General features: G+C 57.9%; 10 protein-coding genes. 3 read left to right on the top strand and 7 right to left on the bottom strand.

Annotation, left to right across the window (positions count from 1 at the left end):
• Window positions 1-39: 39 nt before the first annotated feature.
• The 4 genes from AACY49_RS20545 to AACY49_RS20530 form a co-directional block, all read right to left on the bottom strand.
• Entirely contained in the window at window positions 40-2442 is a 2403-nt protein-coding gene (locus AACY49_RS20545; protein ID WP_339526058.1) for an aldehyde dehydrogenase family protein, read from the bottom strand.
• A 1-nt stretch (window position 2443) separates the two neighbouring features.
• Window positions 2444-3574: a LuxE/PaaK family acyltransferase gene (locus AACY49_RS20540; RefSeq protein WP_258695990.1), complete on the bottom strand. Its 1131-nt coding sequence runs from the start codon at window positions 3572-3574 to the stop codon at window positions 2444-2446.
• A 21-nt stretch (window positions 3575-3595) separates the two neighbouring features.
• Entirely contained in the window at window positions 3596-4837 is a 1242-nt protein-coding gene (locus tag AACY49_RS20535; protein WP_339526056.1) for an MFS transporter, read from the bottom strand.
• Between the two features lie 291 nt (window positions 4838-5128).
• Window positions 5129-5266, bottom strand: a complete 138-nt coding sequence (locus AACY49_RS20530) for a hypothetical protein (RefSeq protein WP_258695988.1) — start codon at window positions 5264-5266, stop codon at window positions 5129-5131.
• 157 nt (window positions 5267-5423) lie between these two features.
• Between AACY49_RS20530 and AACY49_RS20525 the strand changes: the two genes are divergently transcribed.
• Window positions 5424-5612, top strand: a complete 189-nt coding sequence (locus AACY49_RS20525; RefSeq protein WP_223486845.1) for a hypothetical protein — start codon at window positions 5424-5426, stop codon at window positions 5610-5612.
• Here AACY49_RS20525 and AACY49_RS20520 read toward each other — a convergent pair.
• On the bottom strand, window positions 5602-6003 hold the full coding sequence (locus tag AACY49_RS20520; RefSeq protein WP_258695987.1) for a fe2+ zn2+ uptake regulation protein: 402 nt from the start codon (window positions 6001-6003) through the stop codon (window positions 5602-5604). The two genes, AACY49_RS20525 and AACY49_RS20520, sit on opposite strands and share 11 nt — an antisense overlap.
• Before the next feature lie 231 nt (window positions 6004-6234).
• On the opposite strand from AACY49_RS20520, the gene pvdQ reads away from it, so the two are divergent.
• A complete protein-coding gene (pvdQ, locus tag AACY49_RS20515) occupies window positions 6235-8580 on the top strand; it encodes a bifunctional acylase PvdQ (RefSeq protein WP_339526053.1) in 2346 nt (781 codons plus the stop codon).
• 55 nt (window positions 8581-8635) lie between these two features.
• Here pvdQ and AACY49_RS20510 read toward each other — a convergent pair whose 3' ends face one another.
• Both AACY49_RS20510 and AACY49_RS20505 read right to left on the bottom strand, forming a co-directional pair.
• Window positions 8636-9637 carry a FecR family protein gene (locus tag AACY49_RS20510; RefSeq protein ID WP_258695985.1) on the bottom strand — a complete coding sequence of 334 codons (1002 nt, stop codon included), beginning with the start codon at window positions 9635-9637 and terminating at the stop codon, window positions 8636-8638.
• 132 nt (window positions 9638-9769) lie between these two features.
• Window positions 9770-14599 carry a dermonecrotic toxin domain-containing protein gene (locus AACY49_RS20505; RefSeq protein WP_339526050.1) on the bottom strand — a complete coding sequence of 1610 codons (4830 nt, stop codon included), beginning with the start codon at window positions 14597-14599 and terminating at the stop codon, window positions 9770-9772.
• 228 nt (window positions 14600-14827) lie between these two features.
• On the opposite strand from AACY49_RS20505, the gene AACY49_RS20500 reads away from it, so the two are divergent.
• Window positions 14828-15868 (top strand): Ldh family oxidoreductase, encoded by a 1041-nt coding sequence (locus tag AACY49_RS20500; RefSeq protein ID WP_258695983.1) that lies wholly within the window; start codon window positions 14828-14830, stop codon window positions 15866-15868.
• Window positions 15869-15989 lie beyond the last annotated feature (121 nt).

Genomic DNA, 15989 nt, shown 5'->3' with positions numbered 1-15989 from the left:
GCATCTTGATTAAAAGAACATAGCTAACGTTGTTTGTTTTTATTTTCGTCGGTCGATAACTAATGGATTTTTTCCGCTGTGTTTGTTTCGGGTGAATGAGTGTTCGGCGCACGCTGTCACTTCCACAACTAAAAGTGCAGAACTCACCGCATTCGCCAAGGCTTCGTGAGTCAGCAGCCTCTCGTGTACCCAGGCGGGGTCCGCATCCGCTAGAACGCGCATTCGTTCGGTCCCGTCGGCGGTGTGGTCCAGAACAATTTGAATCGGTATTGCCACGCTGTGTTCCAGCGCCGAAGGGGAAATGAATTCCGTGCCAATCCGCACCAGTTTGCCGTGCCGTTGCAGCAGTTCGAATCGTGGCGTCTCCAGTCCGCACGGGCAGGCTCCAGGTATCCAGCGCCCGGTGTCGCCGATGTCATATCGGTGCACGTGCTGACCTTGCCGGGCGCGGGACGTAAACAGCAGGCGGCCGATCTCATTGGCCTGCACCGGCACATCCTGTTCGAGCTGAACGATTTCCAGATGCTGGGTTTCGCACATCAAGTGAAACACGCCGTCCGCCGTTGCCCGACAGGCATGCCCCAGGGGGCCTGCATCGACGGAGCCATAAAGGGCGGAGCGAATCGTCGACACCCCACAGCTTTCCATCAGACGCCGGCTGGCCTCTCCCGGATGCTCGCCGCCAAGGAATACTTTGCCTATACCGGCATAGGCGTGAAGTCGGGCCTGCTCTTTGAGGAACAAGCGATGCAGCGTACTGGGCATGCCGATCAGCACGTTGACACGCTGCTCCACGATCAGTCGGGCGACTTCGCTAAAGTCATCGTCCTGGGGCGCGCCCATGGGCAAATGCACAACGTCCATCTGCTCGAGAATGTTTGAAAAACTGAAAAAACCACCATAGAGGTTGCCGCCGTAGAACAGGTTCATCACCCGGTCCTGTGACGGATCGAGCCCGACGCAGAACATGCCATCCGCTGCGGCACGCATTTGCCGTTGAAAGTCGCGATAGCTGAAACCGGCCAGGGCCGGGGTCCCGCTACTACCGCCGGAGCGGAAGTACAGCTGTGCTTCTGGGCCGATTGGCTGGGTCGTGAAGGCGTCTTTGTCCATGATCGGGCCATGGGCCCTGTCGGGGACAGGCGGAACCGGGTCGAGCGTTGCACGGCCCGTCAAGACATCCGGGGGCAAACTCACCGATAGACGGCGACTCAGGCGCGACAGTGCGTAGACGCCATCGTGGGGCTCACCGGCGTAGCCGTCATGGATCGACTCGCAAGACGCAATGCGGCTGACGCCGGCATTGACCAATGTTCGAACGAGCGCGGGGGTTTCTGCCGAGGGGCACATCAACGCGCAGCTTTGCAGGACAGCGCGCCAGGGCTGCAGCGTTTCGGTGAGCAGAGACCGCGGCACTGGTTTGAGCAGAATCGTACGAAACAGCGGCGACGGCGCGAGCGTTTGGTGATGCTCCCAGATGACACGCCATCCGGGACCGGCCCACACCTGACCGGTCTGATGGTTGAAGCATTGATCGAGCTGCGCCATGGCAGTGCGAGTGGTGATTTCCGAAGCTTCCTGGTCTGTCGGCACCAACGCCGGCCAGTGGAGGGCGCGGCGTTTGAACGCTTCGGCCAGACGTTCTCCCAGGTCGCGCAGGACCACCGGATCGTTGCTGTCCACCAGCACCCATTGAGGGCTGGAGCACGCTTGTTGATCCAGAAGGCAGACTTCATCCGCCAACGCATCGAGCGCCGAAGGGGTCGCCGCGTCAGGTGACAGATAGGCGAAGCTGACCTTGTGACCCCAATCGATCCAGCGACAGCCGGCCGGGATTTGCTGACGGATCGCTTTAAGCGCCGTTTCTGCGCCCCAGGCGGATACCCCGTCGGCCTTGGCGCAGAGTTGAGCGATGCAAGAGGTGTTCACCGGCAGAACCGCTACGAATTCGGCCAGTCTGCCGCTGGTGTCGCACCGCGCAAGCGCGGCGAGCAACCGCGCGGTCAAACCCTGATCGCTGGAGCTGGGGCGAAGCCAGTTGATGTTGCCGGCCAACAGGCTTTCGAGGATCGCGCAGAACGCCAGCATCGGCGCATTGCCCGGGGTGATATGCACCACCAGCCCCAACGGATGCCAGCTTTCGAAGCTCGGCTGGCGGTAATCGATGCGTCGCAGCGAACGCGGTTGCTGGCCCAGTTCCCGCTCAAGTTTAGTGCTCAGGTTGCTGCGTTGGCAGAAATCGATGAGCCCCTGGTATTGATCATCGTCGAGGGACAGATCCAGGCTACGAGTTTGCAACTGCGTGGCAAAGTGAGCGGCGGACTCGATGACGGTGTCGCTATCGATCGGTGAAGAAAGCAGTCGAGGCAATGATTTCCGAAGGAGTTCCAGGGCGCTTTCCGGGGTGACGTCGTCACGCAACTGGCCATTGATCAGGTACATATCAAACGCCTCCGATCAGTTCTGAAGCGGCCATGGCACAGCTGCGACTGGTGGTGGTGCCGGCACGTCCATGCAACTCGAACCAATCGGTCGTCAGGCCGCATCCGCAACTTGTGCCGGGGTGCAATGACGCCAGATCGCCCATGACCACAGCATGGGCAGGGCTGGACGAAATGTACGGTGAGACGAACTCCAGCAAGCCACGCTGGCCGTATGGCTGGACCGTGAAACAGGATGGGTTGCGCACGAAAACCTTCGAGTAAATCGGTACATGAAAATGATGGTGGGCACACTGGATATAGGGCACGGCATGCTCTACGGCGCCGTAACCGTCCCGACAGCGGGACAGGTCGATACCCAATTGCCGGTTGATTCGGGCATACAACCGATGCAGGGGAATTTCCTGTGCTGCCTGGGTTTTCCAGCCACCCCCCAGAAACACCAGTGACTGGGCAGGCAACTGCAAATCGGCCACACAGGTGTCCTCCATGCGTTGAAGCGCATGGGAAAGGAACGCCGGAAAACCGAGAATGCGAACGGGCAATCCTTCTTCGGCAAACTCCTGCAAGGCACGAATCACACCGAAAAGGTCGAATTCGTGGCCTTTGCCGGTGACGCGCAAGCCGTACACGACTCGGTTGACGGGGGCATAGCTGCAAAGAAACTGATCGGTGTAGGCCGTTCCCAACGTGATGGCAGACTCGGGCTCGTAGCTCAGCAGGAGGTAATTGCAGGGGCTGTCCGGGGTATCCCAGCCGTAATGCCGGAAAATGTGGCTTACCATGCCTTGTGCCGCGGCCATGCTGCGATGATCGTAGCGCATGCGACTCTTCTGGCCGCTGGTGCCGGACGATGTCAGCTCCAGCGCGTCTTCGCCTGTAGGGCCGAACACCAAGTGACGTTTGAAGTAATTGGCAAAAATCGGTGGCAGCCTTGACCAGTCATCCAGTGTTTCCAGGGCGTGGGCATCGAGATCATTGGCGTTCAGCCAGCGTTCGTATCCAGGCGTGTGATGGCAATGAAACAGGCTGATTTCGCCCATGGCCCGGTCGAACAGGCCTTCCGGCACGGAGTCCAGACAATAGGGTTGCGTTAACGCGCAAAGCGCATCGGTGTGGGGTAGATGGATCATCAAAAGACCTATTGGGTGGTGTCAGACGGCCAGCGCGATGTGAGAGCGCCGCAGAAACAGTCGCAAGGGCAACAGGCACAAGAGCCCCATGAGACCGGCCATCAGGGCGAAGGCTTCAAGGCTGTCAGCGGCACCCAGTGCCGCGAGAATCGAGCCGCCACTACCCATGACGGCGATGGAGAGCATGCCGATCATGGCCGAGACCAGGCCTTTGCTGTCGTCGCTGGAAAACAGGGCAAGCCGGTACAGCGCGGCATTGCTCATGCCAAGACCGATGGCATATATCGACAGGCCACTGATCAGCAGTACCGTTGAAGCGCCGGTGAACGTGATGGCGACCAAGGCAATGAGCCCGCCGCAAAATGGCCAGAGCGCGTATCGGATCAGTTGGGGCAGTTCAGTGTTGGCAATCAATCGGTTGAGTATCAGATTGCCGAGAATGACGGCCGCAAATACCGGGATTTGCCACAGGCCATACTGCAGAGGAGAAAGCCCCTGGCTCTGGATCAGCAAGAGTGGCGCCAAGCCGATCCAGGCAATCAACGGCAGGCTCATGAGTCCCAGGGCGACGGCAGCGCTCAGGAATGGCGTGTTGGTGAGCAAAGCGGCGTATCGGCGCACGGTGCCGCCCCATTCAAAGGGCACAGCAGCCAATTGTTGACCGTCATGGCGCAAGGTGCCCACGGTTTCCGGCATGAACAGGTAAAGCCCGAGCCAGACCGTCGCGCCGCCGACACCCAACACTAAAAACAACTCCCGCCAGGAAAGCCATTCCAGTGCCAGGCTGCCGAGCAGGGGGCCGAGCAGCGGGGAGAGCAGCGCAACGTTCCCCAGCAACGCCATGATTTTTACCGCGTCGGCTTCGCAGAAAACTTCTTGCAGGGCTGGATAACTGACAGCGATGACAAATCCCAACCCCATGCCCTGAATCAGGCGCAAGCCGTTGAAGGCAAGGATGCTCTGCACATGGAACGCTGAGGCACAGGCCAGAGAGAACACCGCACAACCGATGAGCAGCATCGTGCGACGACCGAAGTGATCGGACAGCGGACCGATAAGCCATTGCAGAAGAATGCCGCCAATCAAGTAAAGATTGAAGGCATAAGGAACGTGGTTCGGGGTGGCATCCAGTTGATGGGTTACAGTCAACATGGCCGGCATGATCATATCGCTGGCCATATAAGTCAGAAGTTCGAAAAAAGTGATTGCAAGACAAAACCCAAGTAATCGAGGCGGGCTTATATCTATCAAAGGCTTGTGCATGACGTTCCTGTTGGTGCTGGTAATTTGATAAGGCAGCAGGCCAAGAGTAGTCATGGTTCATGAATAATTTCATGGGCTTATTTGAGGCTAAAAGTTTCCATACCTTTCGTTATGTGTCTGGCTGGAAGTTTAGGGGAAAAAAGAGTGGGGCTTTGTAAATAAAATTACAGTCGAATAAGAATAGTCCTATAAGCAAAATGCCCGCTATAGAGCAGGCATTTGTACACGGCTTGTAGGATAAGTTCTTCGGCGAGTGGTAAGTTTTTCACTCGTAAAGAAAGTAATTTAACGTTAACGATGCTGATAGTAGCCCGGTCCGCCACGGTCATAATGGTGGCCGCCATGCCAGCCGCCGTGGGGGAAAATGATGCAGCCACTCAAGGTCAGGAGCGCAAGCAGGGGAATCAGCAGTGTGATTCGACGGAGCATTTTCAAAATCCTCATGGTTATCGCCGCAATGAAGTCAAAACTCTTCATCGGCTGTAACATGAGACCCCGTTTGCAGCCCCTCATTCCCACGCAACGGTAGAGGCTTGGTAAGCAACCGGATGCAAACCGGATACATTTTTTGGTTCAGGAACCCGCAATGACCCAGTCGCAACGTTTGAAATACTCGATTCTGATCTCCCTGGTGGTACTGGGGATCATGTTCGGCCTCTCCTGGCTGCAAAACGCAGGGATCATCACAGAGAAGCTGTTCCAGTACATCGCCATTGGCGTGGCGGTGGTCGTGGTGGTCATCAATGGCGTGATGCGTCGCAAGGTCAAGCCTTGAGCGACGCCCCCCGGCCGGATGGCTCGCTATAAAGGACGGCGGCAGCCTGTGGATGCAGGCTGTAGCTTTTGTCTGGGTTGAGGGTAATCACGCCTTCACCGCACAAGCGTTTCAACACTTCGCGGACACTGAGAAAGGACAGGGGAATGTCCAGGTCCAGCAAGTGGCTGTGCACGCCGCGCACGCCCAGGCTGCGGTCGCTTTCGGCGGCGGTCAGCAAGGCGTCGATGACTTTCAGGCGAATCAGGCTGGTTCGCAGGCCAAAGCTTTTGAGCAGAAACCTGATCCGTTCGTTGCCGTGGCGTTCGGTCTGTTGATTGAAAACGCCGGAACCCATCGAGGTGTTCTTTGGCGCATGGCTACCGTCCGTTGGCAGTTGCGGGTTGTACATGCAAAAACTCCTTTTCAGAGCCTGATCAGGACAATGTGATGGATGCTCTTAACCAATAAGACGAACGAGCAGGGAAATAATGAAGAACCGTATGTAGAAAATTTGTCGCCGTTACGTCAGCAACCCGTGAGATGGGCGTGGGGCGACCTGAAAGGCTTAAATTTTTGCCGCTTGCTTCGTTTTCAGGGGAGGCGCATTGCGTGTCAGACGTCTTTTCGATCAGGAGCGAGCGTGATTATTTCCAGGCAGTTAACAAGGTTGAGCCTTGCGGGTGTGTTTCTGGGGCTGAGTCTTGCGGCAAACGCGCGTAGCCAGCCAGAGCAAGCGACGGCCGACATTCGTCGAACCGGTTTCGGCGTGCCACATATTCGGGCCGAAAACGAGCGTGGGCTCGGCTACGGCATCGGCTATGCCTACGCTCAGGACAATCTGTGCTTGCTGGCCAATGAGATCGTCACCGTCAATGGCGAGCGTTCACGGTATTTTGGCCCGGACCTGTTGACGGTCGAAGAGCGCGGGAACCTGGCCAGCGATCTGTTTTTCAGCTGGCTGAACACGCCACAGGCTGTCTCCGCCTTCTGGCAGGCGCAAACGCTTGAAGTCCGTGAGCTCATCGAAGGTTATGTGGCGGGTTACAACCGTTCGTTGGCAGAGCGTCGGGTGCAGGGGTTGCCGCAGCAATGCCAGGGGGAATGGGTGCGCGCGATTACCCCCCAGGACGTGGTCAAGCTGACCCGCCGTCTGCTGGTCGAAGGCGGCGTGGGGCAGTTTGCCGAAGCGTTGGCCGGCGCCACCCCGCCTAAAGCCGTCGCTCATGTGGCAGGCGAACCGGCGTCGTTCCAGCTGGCGGCTTCGCGCCTGCAACGGTTCGCTCTGGATCGCGGTAGCAACGCAGTGGCGGTCGGCAGTGAGCGCTCGTTCAACGGCCGCGGAATGCTGCTGGCCAACCCGCATTTCCCTTGGGTGGGCGGGATGCGTTTCTATCAGATGCACCTGACCATTCCCGGCAAACTGGACGTCATGGGCGCTGCGTTGCCAGGTATGCCCATGATCAACATCGGGTTCAACCAGCACCTGGCGTGGACCCACACCGTGGATTCGTCCAAGCACTTCACCCTGTATCGTCTGCAACTCGATCCAAAGGACCCGACCCGTTACTTGCTGGATGGCAAGTCCTTGCCGATGAGAAAGCAGACGCTGAGAGTCAACGTGAAGCAACCCGATGGCCACACCCGGCAGATTTCCCATGTGGTCTATAGCTCGGAATTCGGCCCGATTGTGCAATGGCCCGGAAAACTGGACTGGAACAACCAGTTTGCCTACAGCCTGCGCGATGCCAACCTGGATAACGACCGTGTCTTGCAGCAGTGGTCCGCGATGAACCGTGCCGCCAGCCTCAAGGATTTTCAGGCCTCGGTGCACAAGATTCAGGGGATCCCGTGGGTCAATACCCTGGCGGTGGACGATCAGGGGCAGACGCTTTACATGAACCTGTCGGTGGTGCCGAACGTCAGTGCCGACAAGTTGGCAAAATGCAGCGATCCACGGGCCGGATTACAGATGATCCTGCTCGATGGCTCCAACAGCGCCTGCGCCTGGGACATCGACCCGCACGCCGCGCAAAAAGGTATTTATGCGGCAGACAAATTGCCGCAACTGCTGCGCAAGGATTTTGTGCAGCACTCCAACGATTCGGCCTGGATGGCCAACCCGGCACAACCGCTCACCGGTTTCTCGCCGTTGATCAGTCAGGACAACCAGCCACTGGGGCTGCGTTCGCGTTTCGCACTGGAGCGCCTGGGCAGTTTGAACAAGGTCGGCCCTGTCGCTGCGGCGGATCTGCAACACATGGTGATGGACGATCAGGTGTATCAGGCAGCCCTGGTGATGCCGGACCTGCTGCAATTCTGTGCCGCGGACCTCGGCCCCGATGCGCCGACGCTGACGCCGCTGTGTGCCAGCCTCAAGGCGTGGGATCACCGTGTGAATCTGGACAGTGGGTTGGGCTTTGTGCACTTTCAGAATGTCATGGTGCCGTTGCAGAAAGTCCCTGACCTCTGGCGTGTGGCGTTCGACCCGAAGGACCCGCAACACACTCCACGTGGCCTGGCGATCGAACGGCCGAAAGTCGCCAAAGCGGTCCGGACGGCGATGCTGGCCTCGGTAGAAAAGATCAAAACCCTTGGCTTGAAAGCTGACAGCCGCTGGGGCGATATCCAGGTGGCCAGCAGTGGCGGGGAGCAAACGCCGATCCACGGTGGGCCGGGCACGCTGGGGGTGTATAACGCCATTCAAAGCGTGCCGAGAACCGACGGCAAACGTGAAGTCGTCAGTGGCACCAGCTATTTGCAGGTGGTGACGTTCGATGACAAGGGGCCGCAGGTTCAGGGGTTGCTGGCATTCTCGTTGTCCAGCGACCCGGCGTCGAAGTATTCCCGGGACCAGACACAGGCCTTTTCGAAGAAACAGTTGAGTGTGTTGCCGTTCACCGAGCAGCAGATCACGGCTGATCCGCAGTACCAGGCTCAGACGATCCGCGAGCAGGACGAAAAGGTGGGGAAGATCGCCGCGCAGTAACAGCAACAGCGTTGAAATGAAAAAGTGAAGGCCGCACCCCTCAGGGTGTCGGCCTTCAGCTTTTTGGGGCTTGTTGAGGCATCGAGTTGAGGACCGGATTGCCGTCCTGGTTGCGGGTCAGGTAGACCGGCAGCACCTTGGGCAGCGAAGCCACCAGGTTATTGAGTTCTTTGATGTTGTAGATACCGCCGAGGCGAATCGAACCGGTGCTGTGGTCTGCAAGCATCACCGGTTTGTTCAGATAACGATTGATCAACGGCAGGGCGTCGGTCAGCGCCAGATTATCAAGCACCAGCTTACCGCTGCGCCAGGCCAGCGACTGATCGTTGGCATAGGTCTGGCTGATTTGCGGGGTGAAGTCGCCGTGCCTGTAACGTGCCTGCATCGCAGGTTCCAGGCGTAGACCGTCGCCGGGCAGGGCATCGTTACTGGTCACCAGCACGGAACCCTCGATCAGGTTCACGCGGACCTGGTCTTCATACATCCAGACATTGAATTGGGTGCCGGTGACGCGAATCCTGCCGTCGCCCGCCCTGACAATGAACGGGTGCTGCAGGTCGTGGCTGACGCTGAAGAAGGCTTCGCCTTTTTTCAGCGTGACACGACGTTGATCCTTGTAATTGCTGAACGTCAGTTCACTGCCCAGGTTCAGTTCAACCTGACTGCCGTCGCTTAGCGTGACCTGACGAACATTCTCGGTCGCCTCGAAATGCTGATAGGCATTGGGCAGCCAACCCAGGTTCCATCCGGTATACGCCGCCAGTGGCAGCGCCAGGGCGCAGACGGTGGCGGCAATACCGAAGGTGCGCCAGGGCGTTGTCGGTTTGACCCGAACAGCCGGCGCGGCGGATTCGGGACGCGGTAAATCCCCCGCAACATCCCAGATCTCCAGCATGGCTTCGTACTCGAAGGCATGCAGCGGATGAGCATCACGCCATTGCTCGAACGCCAGGCGTTCTTCGGCCGTGCAGTCGATGGCGTGCAGCCGCATACACCAGTGCGCAGCGGCATCGGTGATGGCGTCGTATTGGGCTTGCGAGAGAGAGTGGTCGGTCATTGACTCATCCTGATTTCCTGCATTCTAACCTTGAGGGCAAGTCTGCGAGAACAACCGTCATGGCATTTCCCCATCAAAGTCGAAACTATTTTGCAGGGCACTGACGTTGCGCCAGTGCCCTGTCACCGCGTTTCAGGGCGTGTCGACGTGAAGCTGGCGTCCCAAATGAGTGATAAGCCAGGCGATGGAGTCAGCGTTGGCCAGTTGGACCGCCAGTCTCGCCGTCGCATCCTTTTTGAAATGCGTGCGTGCTTCGGCCAATGTCTTTTTGCCGGTCAGGCTCAAAATCTGCTGATGTAGATAATCGGTGTTCTCATGGCTGGTTTTACCAAAGTCTTCCCACACGTTTGTTTCGGCATTCAAAACGGTGAACAGCTCGTATAAAGGCGTATGGTTTGAAAGCGCCTCCTGAGCCTGCGTCAACGTCCTGCTCAGCTTGGCGCCACGGGTCGTGGTGGTATCAATCAGATCGACAAACGGTCTGCCGCAATCCAAATAAACGATATCCTCCGCGTTACAGATCACATGCGACAGCTCGTGGATCAACGTCGTTGCACGGGCGTGAGCACGGATCGGGAAAGAGGCATCGGTCAGGTAATTACGGTAGTGATCCAGATAGGGCATAAAAAACTTCTCTGCCAGATAGATTTTTTTCTCCTGGTCGGCGGGGATCGTGAAGCCAAATGTAATGTCCCGGTATTCATGAACTCTTCCAGTAACAAAGCGTTTCGACTTCTCGTTCCTGAGCGTCGGGTCCACCAGGGCACTGAGGATTTCCTCTACGACTTTCTCTATCTTCGCCACATGCGCGGGCAATATCGCCGGTACATCTAGAAATCTCTTGATCAGTTGATGGACCGGTGTCTCTGTGTCGCCTGTTTTTTTCAACAGTTGCAAGTTGCGGAAGCTGTTCCAGGCATAGGTGGTCGCGAAGTCAAGGCTTTCATCGATCAGCCGGGCCCGTACAGGGAAGAGCCTGCGTATTTCGGCCATTCCATTGGCTTCGACGTTCATCCCATCCCGGACAGCGGACCATGTTTTAAGCCGCTTGCTTAAACTGTACTGGCGAGCCTGCGTGTCCTCCGGCTCCCGCACCCACTGCTTTGAAGCGTTCTGCACGACATAGGGGCCATCGCTGCCCGAACTACTGATGCGCCAGCGCTTGCCGCGTTTTTCGAGTGGATAGACCTTTCCTTCAACCGGAGCGTATTTTTTCTTTGTGGTCGGGTGTGTGTAGAGCCCAAGGGTGGCGTCCCGGGTCATTGAGCCGAGGTCGGCATCAACGTGCTCGCGGCTCTGCAACCCTGTGCGTACCGGATCGGTAATGGCGATGTCCCGCCATTGAAGGTTGGCACTGGTTGGAGGGGGGGAAGGCTCACTTGCCGCCGCCGAGGGTTCTGCCTGGCTTTCCATTGACTGGCGCAACATCGCCAGTTGCGCTATGCCGCTGATAAAGGACTTTATCGCCGGCCCCCATTTGTGTTGTTGAAGGTCCTCTGCAGACGCCTTGAAATCGCTATAGCTGTGCCACACGACAGTCGGGTAGGCCAGCTTGCCCAGCAGGAACGTAAAGGCTTGTTCAGGAGCGTCACCCAATACGCGTTTTATGGTTTCCCAGTCGCCCTGAGCGTCCTTCAAGGATTGGGTGCCCAGCAGTCGCGCCAGGCATTCGACATTTGCGTTGAACAGGTGCTTGAACAGATCGCCCCTGATGGGTTTGGAGGCCAGATTGACTTCGCCGGACGCAGTCGTACTGGTCACATGGCTGTCGTAATGCGTGCGGTCAGTATGCGACAGACTGTTGCGCACCCAACTCTGCAATGGGCCTTGTGACTTGAGCTCCGTCAGCAACAGATGTTCGTTTTCATATTCCTTCACTCCATGGCCAGGGCTATAGGGCGCGATAAGCACCTGTGGTCCCGCCGTGTTCGGTTTGGGGCCGATCAAATAAATGCCTGGTACTTTGATCGACGGCAGACCTTTACCGTAGAGGATCTCAAGTGGACGGATTATCGCATTCGCACCGTCGACGGCCTCGCGGGCGATTGCATCGGGCATGTCCATGACTTGCCGAATGAAGTCGAACCCGGTTTCGCTCAGGCGTTCCTGCAGTTTTAGCGAATGCGCGTAGTGCAACAGTTGCCACGGTAATTGTGCGGCGAACAGCTGCCGGGAGGCTTTCGCACTCGTATTGGTTTCGGCAAACGCTGCCGTCACTATTTTTTGCTGAAGCTGGCCGACATCCAGCTTTCGTATCAGGCTCTTGATGTAACGCTTGTCCATTTTGGCCGGGACGGCGGTGGAGGTGAGTGACACCAGCTTGAAGTCGGCATTGTCCAGTTCATGAAAGTGAGTCAATGCAAAAGCCGACAGCGTCAGCGTCTTTGCGCCAGACGTCAGGGGCGAGGCAACCTGCACCTGGACGTTGTCCGGATCAATGTCCAGTCGATCGGCCTTGAGTAGCTTTTTCAACTCGAACTGTGCCGTGCGTTCAAGAGAGCGCACGCCGGTCAGGTAATCCTTATCGTCCTTGGCATTGTTCAGGTATTGCTGAAGCAGTTCTGCATGCAGTACCTGATCCTGTATGGACGCTTTGGCCAACCATACCGGAAGTTTTTGTTGGGTCGCCAGAGAGCGTGCGAGGTCTGTTGCCCGACGTAGCCCTGTCTTCGGTGTGTGCAATGCCACCAGGTTCAGTAGATTTTTCAGAGTCGGTGCGGGCAGTGAGGAGGCCAAGGCGCGTTCGACCGAGATTTGATCCAGCCGAACGAATGGTTTTTGTATGTGATCCAGAAAATCCTCATGAATCAACTGTAATGGCGCGAGGGTAAAGGTACGCCCTGATGTTCGCTGGCTTCTTTCGAGATTCTCCAGAATCGCTGGGCGATCGTCCTCGCTCTGCAAACGTTTTTTGAATGCTGTCAGCAGCGGGGTGAGGGAAGTAAAGGCTTCGAATCCCGAGGCTGGGGTCCATAGAATCGCCTTGCCGGAGTGGGTCGGGTCCTGACCGCCGCGCTCGGTGAGCACAAAACAACTGGCGAGCTTGAGCACGTCACTGGTGTCGTCGGCCTTGAGTGCCAGGGAAAAGACATCCGGCAGAAACCCGTTCAGAGCACCGCGTTGCAGCCGGACCGGCGTCTCGAACAGTGTTTTGATCATCGCCAGTTCCGTCGTCCCAAGCGCGCGGGCGACGCCCAGCAGTTTGTGCTCGCTACGCAATGCGGTGCTCAAGGTATGCACAAACTTGGGTTGCAGTTGCTCAAGAGACGAACGAGCGAGGGTTTGTGCCGCCGCGAACGTTGTAACCGAAATGGACGGGTGTTGATCAAGCTGATGCTCGAGTGCCTGCTTGACGGTGGAGAGACTTGCCAGTTGTTCTTTTGCCGATTCTGCACGCACGGTGGCCGGTCGCGCACTCCAACGCTGATCGGCCCGGGTGCTCCAGCGGCCGTTTGCATCGCCGGTCAACAGGCGATTGTCGATCAGGCCTCGTACATCCAGCGCCTTGTCGAGCAACGCATGTACATTGAGCGTGCCCTCGCTTTCCCGGTACCGGCTCAGGGCGTATGTCAGGTTCTGCAGTTGCTTGGCGCGGACATCTTCAATGAGTTGCTCAAATACTTGGCCGGTAATCGGTTCTCCAATGATCAGACGCTCCTGCGGCTCAAGCGAAAGGAAGGTGTCGCGTTCGTCGAGGGACATGAAATTGAGCAGATTGTCCTCGTGACCCTCGCTTCTGAGCATGGCCAGCGCCGTGTCTTTTATCGCTGTAAGATCGGTACTGGCCTGGATGCCTGAGGAGTGGGTGTACAGGTAGCCCAAGGTGTCCGAGTTGCCGCTCATAAAGGTGGACGCGAGCTCTACATAATGTTTATAGAGCGCGCTGACGCGTACTTTCTCGACCCGTAGCGGGAGTTCTGGGGCAGGCTCGGCTCCGCTGACGCTCATCAACTCCAGATATTCAGCGGTGGTCAAAATACCTTGCTGACGCTTTAGCAGAAGATCCACATGATAGGTATCTCGCAGGCTCTCGGCGAAAAAGTCGGAACGGGACTGCCCGCCGCTCATGGGGGCATTCCAGAAGGTTTCGAGCAGACTCTGCAGGCGGGGTGTGAAGCTTTGCGCGATCTCTTTTATCTCGCGTTCCCAGGCTTGGTTGTCAGCGTGGTTGCTCACACCGTGGCCTGGGTTGGAGAAGGTTCTGATATCGCCATCCGGCCACTGATTGGTCAGGTAGACGTGCAGCAGGGCATCGCTCAAAGACAGCGAAGAAAGCTTGCGCCGGCTTTGCGGGTGGGTGGTATCGGAGGCGGGAGAAGCGCTGTCGATATAACTGTCCAGTTGTGTACGGCGCTGGTCCAGTTTGGGAAAACGCTTGGCCAGGGCGATTTTGAGTGTCTCGTCCAGCATCGACTGCAGCGACGGCATTTTCACCAGTTCGGCCAGCATCGTCTGGATGTTCTGCGTCTGGTTGCGGTCGAGGGTCTGTTCCTGGTCCTGAAACGCCGCCCCCTCGATCTTTTGCGTCGACACCGTCAAACCCGTGGTTGCCGATGCAGTCGAACGCTGTTCGATGGAGAGGTAACGCAGCAGCGCCTGCTGGTCGCTGGCCTGGCTCAGCCATCTCTCGAGTTGCGTTGTGAGGTCGGTCATGTCCGCGAATTTGACGAGGCCTTTCCAGGGTGTATAGAGGATGACTTCGCTTTTGTTGGGACGACTCATGCAAAACGCGCCGGCCAATGGAATGTCGGGTCCGGTGGACATCTGCAACATCAGCCGATCTATCTGCATCGCAGCCTTTTGGGTTGTGCGAGCCTCGTGGGTGGCGAGATAAACACCACCCTTCAACCATTTCAGGTCATCAAGGGTGAAGTTCAGCGCTTTCTCGCGCTCGCCGGGTTGTTTTGCATTGGATGCACGTTCTGCCTCGTCGAAAAAATACGGCAGCGGGGGAGCAGTCATGGTTTGTCCTCGATGGGCTGCGATGAATGGTGATCGCAGGTTGCTGGGTCGAGGGAAAACAGTAGGGCCAATGCAAAGCCCGGGTGCGGTACATATTGCTTGACTCGATCCTTTGCTGGAGGCTTGACAGGACGCCGGTAAAACAGCGCTTAATCGACGACTTTTTCGGGTTGCCCGCAACCTCGTTTGACCTGTTGCCCATACCCAATAATAAAACCGGAGCTTCAGATGACCGCATCGCCTGAAATGGCCGTTAACTCGAACACCCAAACCCTTGATTTCGACGCGCTCGTTCTATTGCTCGAGCAGATATTCCAGCGCCATGGCACCTCAGCCGACGTCGCCAGAACCCTGGCCCTCAACTGCGCCGGTGCCGAACGCGACGGGGCTCACAGTCACGGTGTGTTCCGCATTCCCGGTTATGTGTCGACGCTGAAGAGCGGCTGGGTCAATGGTCAGGCCGTGCCGGTGGTCGAGGACGTGGCCTCGGGGTTTGTCCGGGTCGATGCTGGCAATGGTTTCGCCCAGCCGGCCCTCGCGGCGGCGCGGCCATTGCTGGTGGAAAAAGCCCGCAGCGCCGGTATTGCGGTGTTGGCCATCCGCAATTCCCACCATTTCGCCGCCTTGTGGCCGGACGTCGAGCCGTTTGCCGAAGAAGGGCTGGTGGCACTGAGTGTGGTCAACAGCATGACCTGCGTGGTGCCGCACGGCGCTGATCGCCCGCTGTTCGGAACCAACCCGATTGCCTTCGCCGCGCCCAGGGCCGACGGTGATCCGATCGTCTTCGACCTCGCCACCAGCGCCATTGCCCATGGCGATGTACAGATCGCTGCCCGCAAAGGCGAGCGCTTGCCGGCAGGCATGGGTGTGGACAGCCTGGGCCAGCCGACCCAGGACCCGAAAGCGATTCTCGAGGGTGGCGCCTTGCTCCCATTTGGCGGGCATAAAGGTTCGGCGCTGTCGATGATGGTGGAACTGTTGGCGGCGGCGTTGACCGGCGGCAATTTTTCTTTCGAGTTCGACTGGTCGAACCATCCGGGTGCCAAAACCCCCTGGACCGGTCAACTGCTGATCGTGATCGATCCGAGCAAGTCGGCGGGGCAGAACTTTGCCGAACGCAGCCAGGAACTGGTCCGGCAGATGCACGGTGTGGGGCTCAAGCGTTTACCGGGTGATCGGCGTCACCAGCAGCGCGCCAAGTCTGGTGCTCAAGGCATCCCGCTCGATGTACAGACGCTGGCGAATCTGCGGGAATTGGCGGGGCTTTGAGCCCTGGAGAGTCAAACGCAATCCATGTGGGAGCGGGCTTGCTCGCGAAAGCGGTGTGTCAGGCGACATCAATGTTGACTGTGCCCCCGCCATAGCGAGCAAGCCCGCTCCCACAGGTTCA

This window comes from Pseudomonas sp. EL_65y_Pfl2_R96, assembly GCF_963970905.1.
In the GTDB taxonomy this organism is placed as follows: Bacteria; Pseudomonadota; Gammaproteobacteria; order Pseudomonadales; family Pseudomonadaceae; genus Aquipseudomonas.
This window is presented reverse-complemented; position numbering and strand designations above follow the sequence as displayed.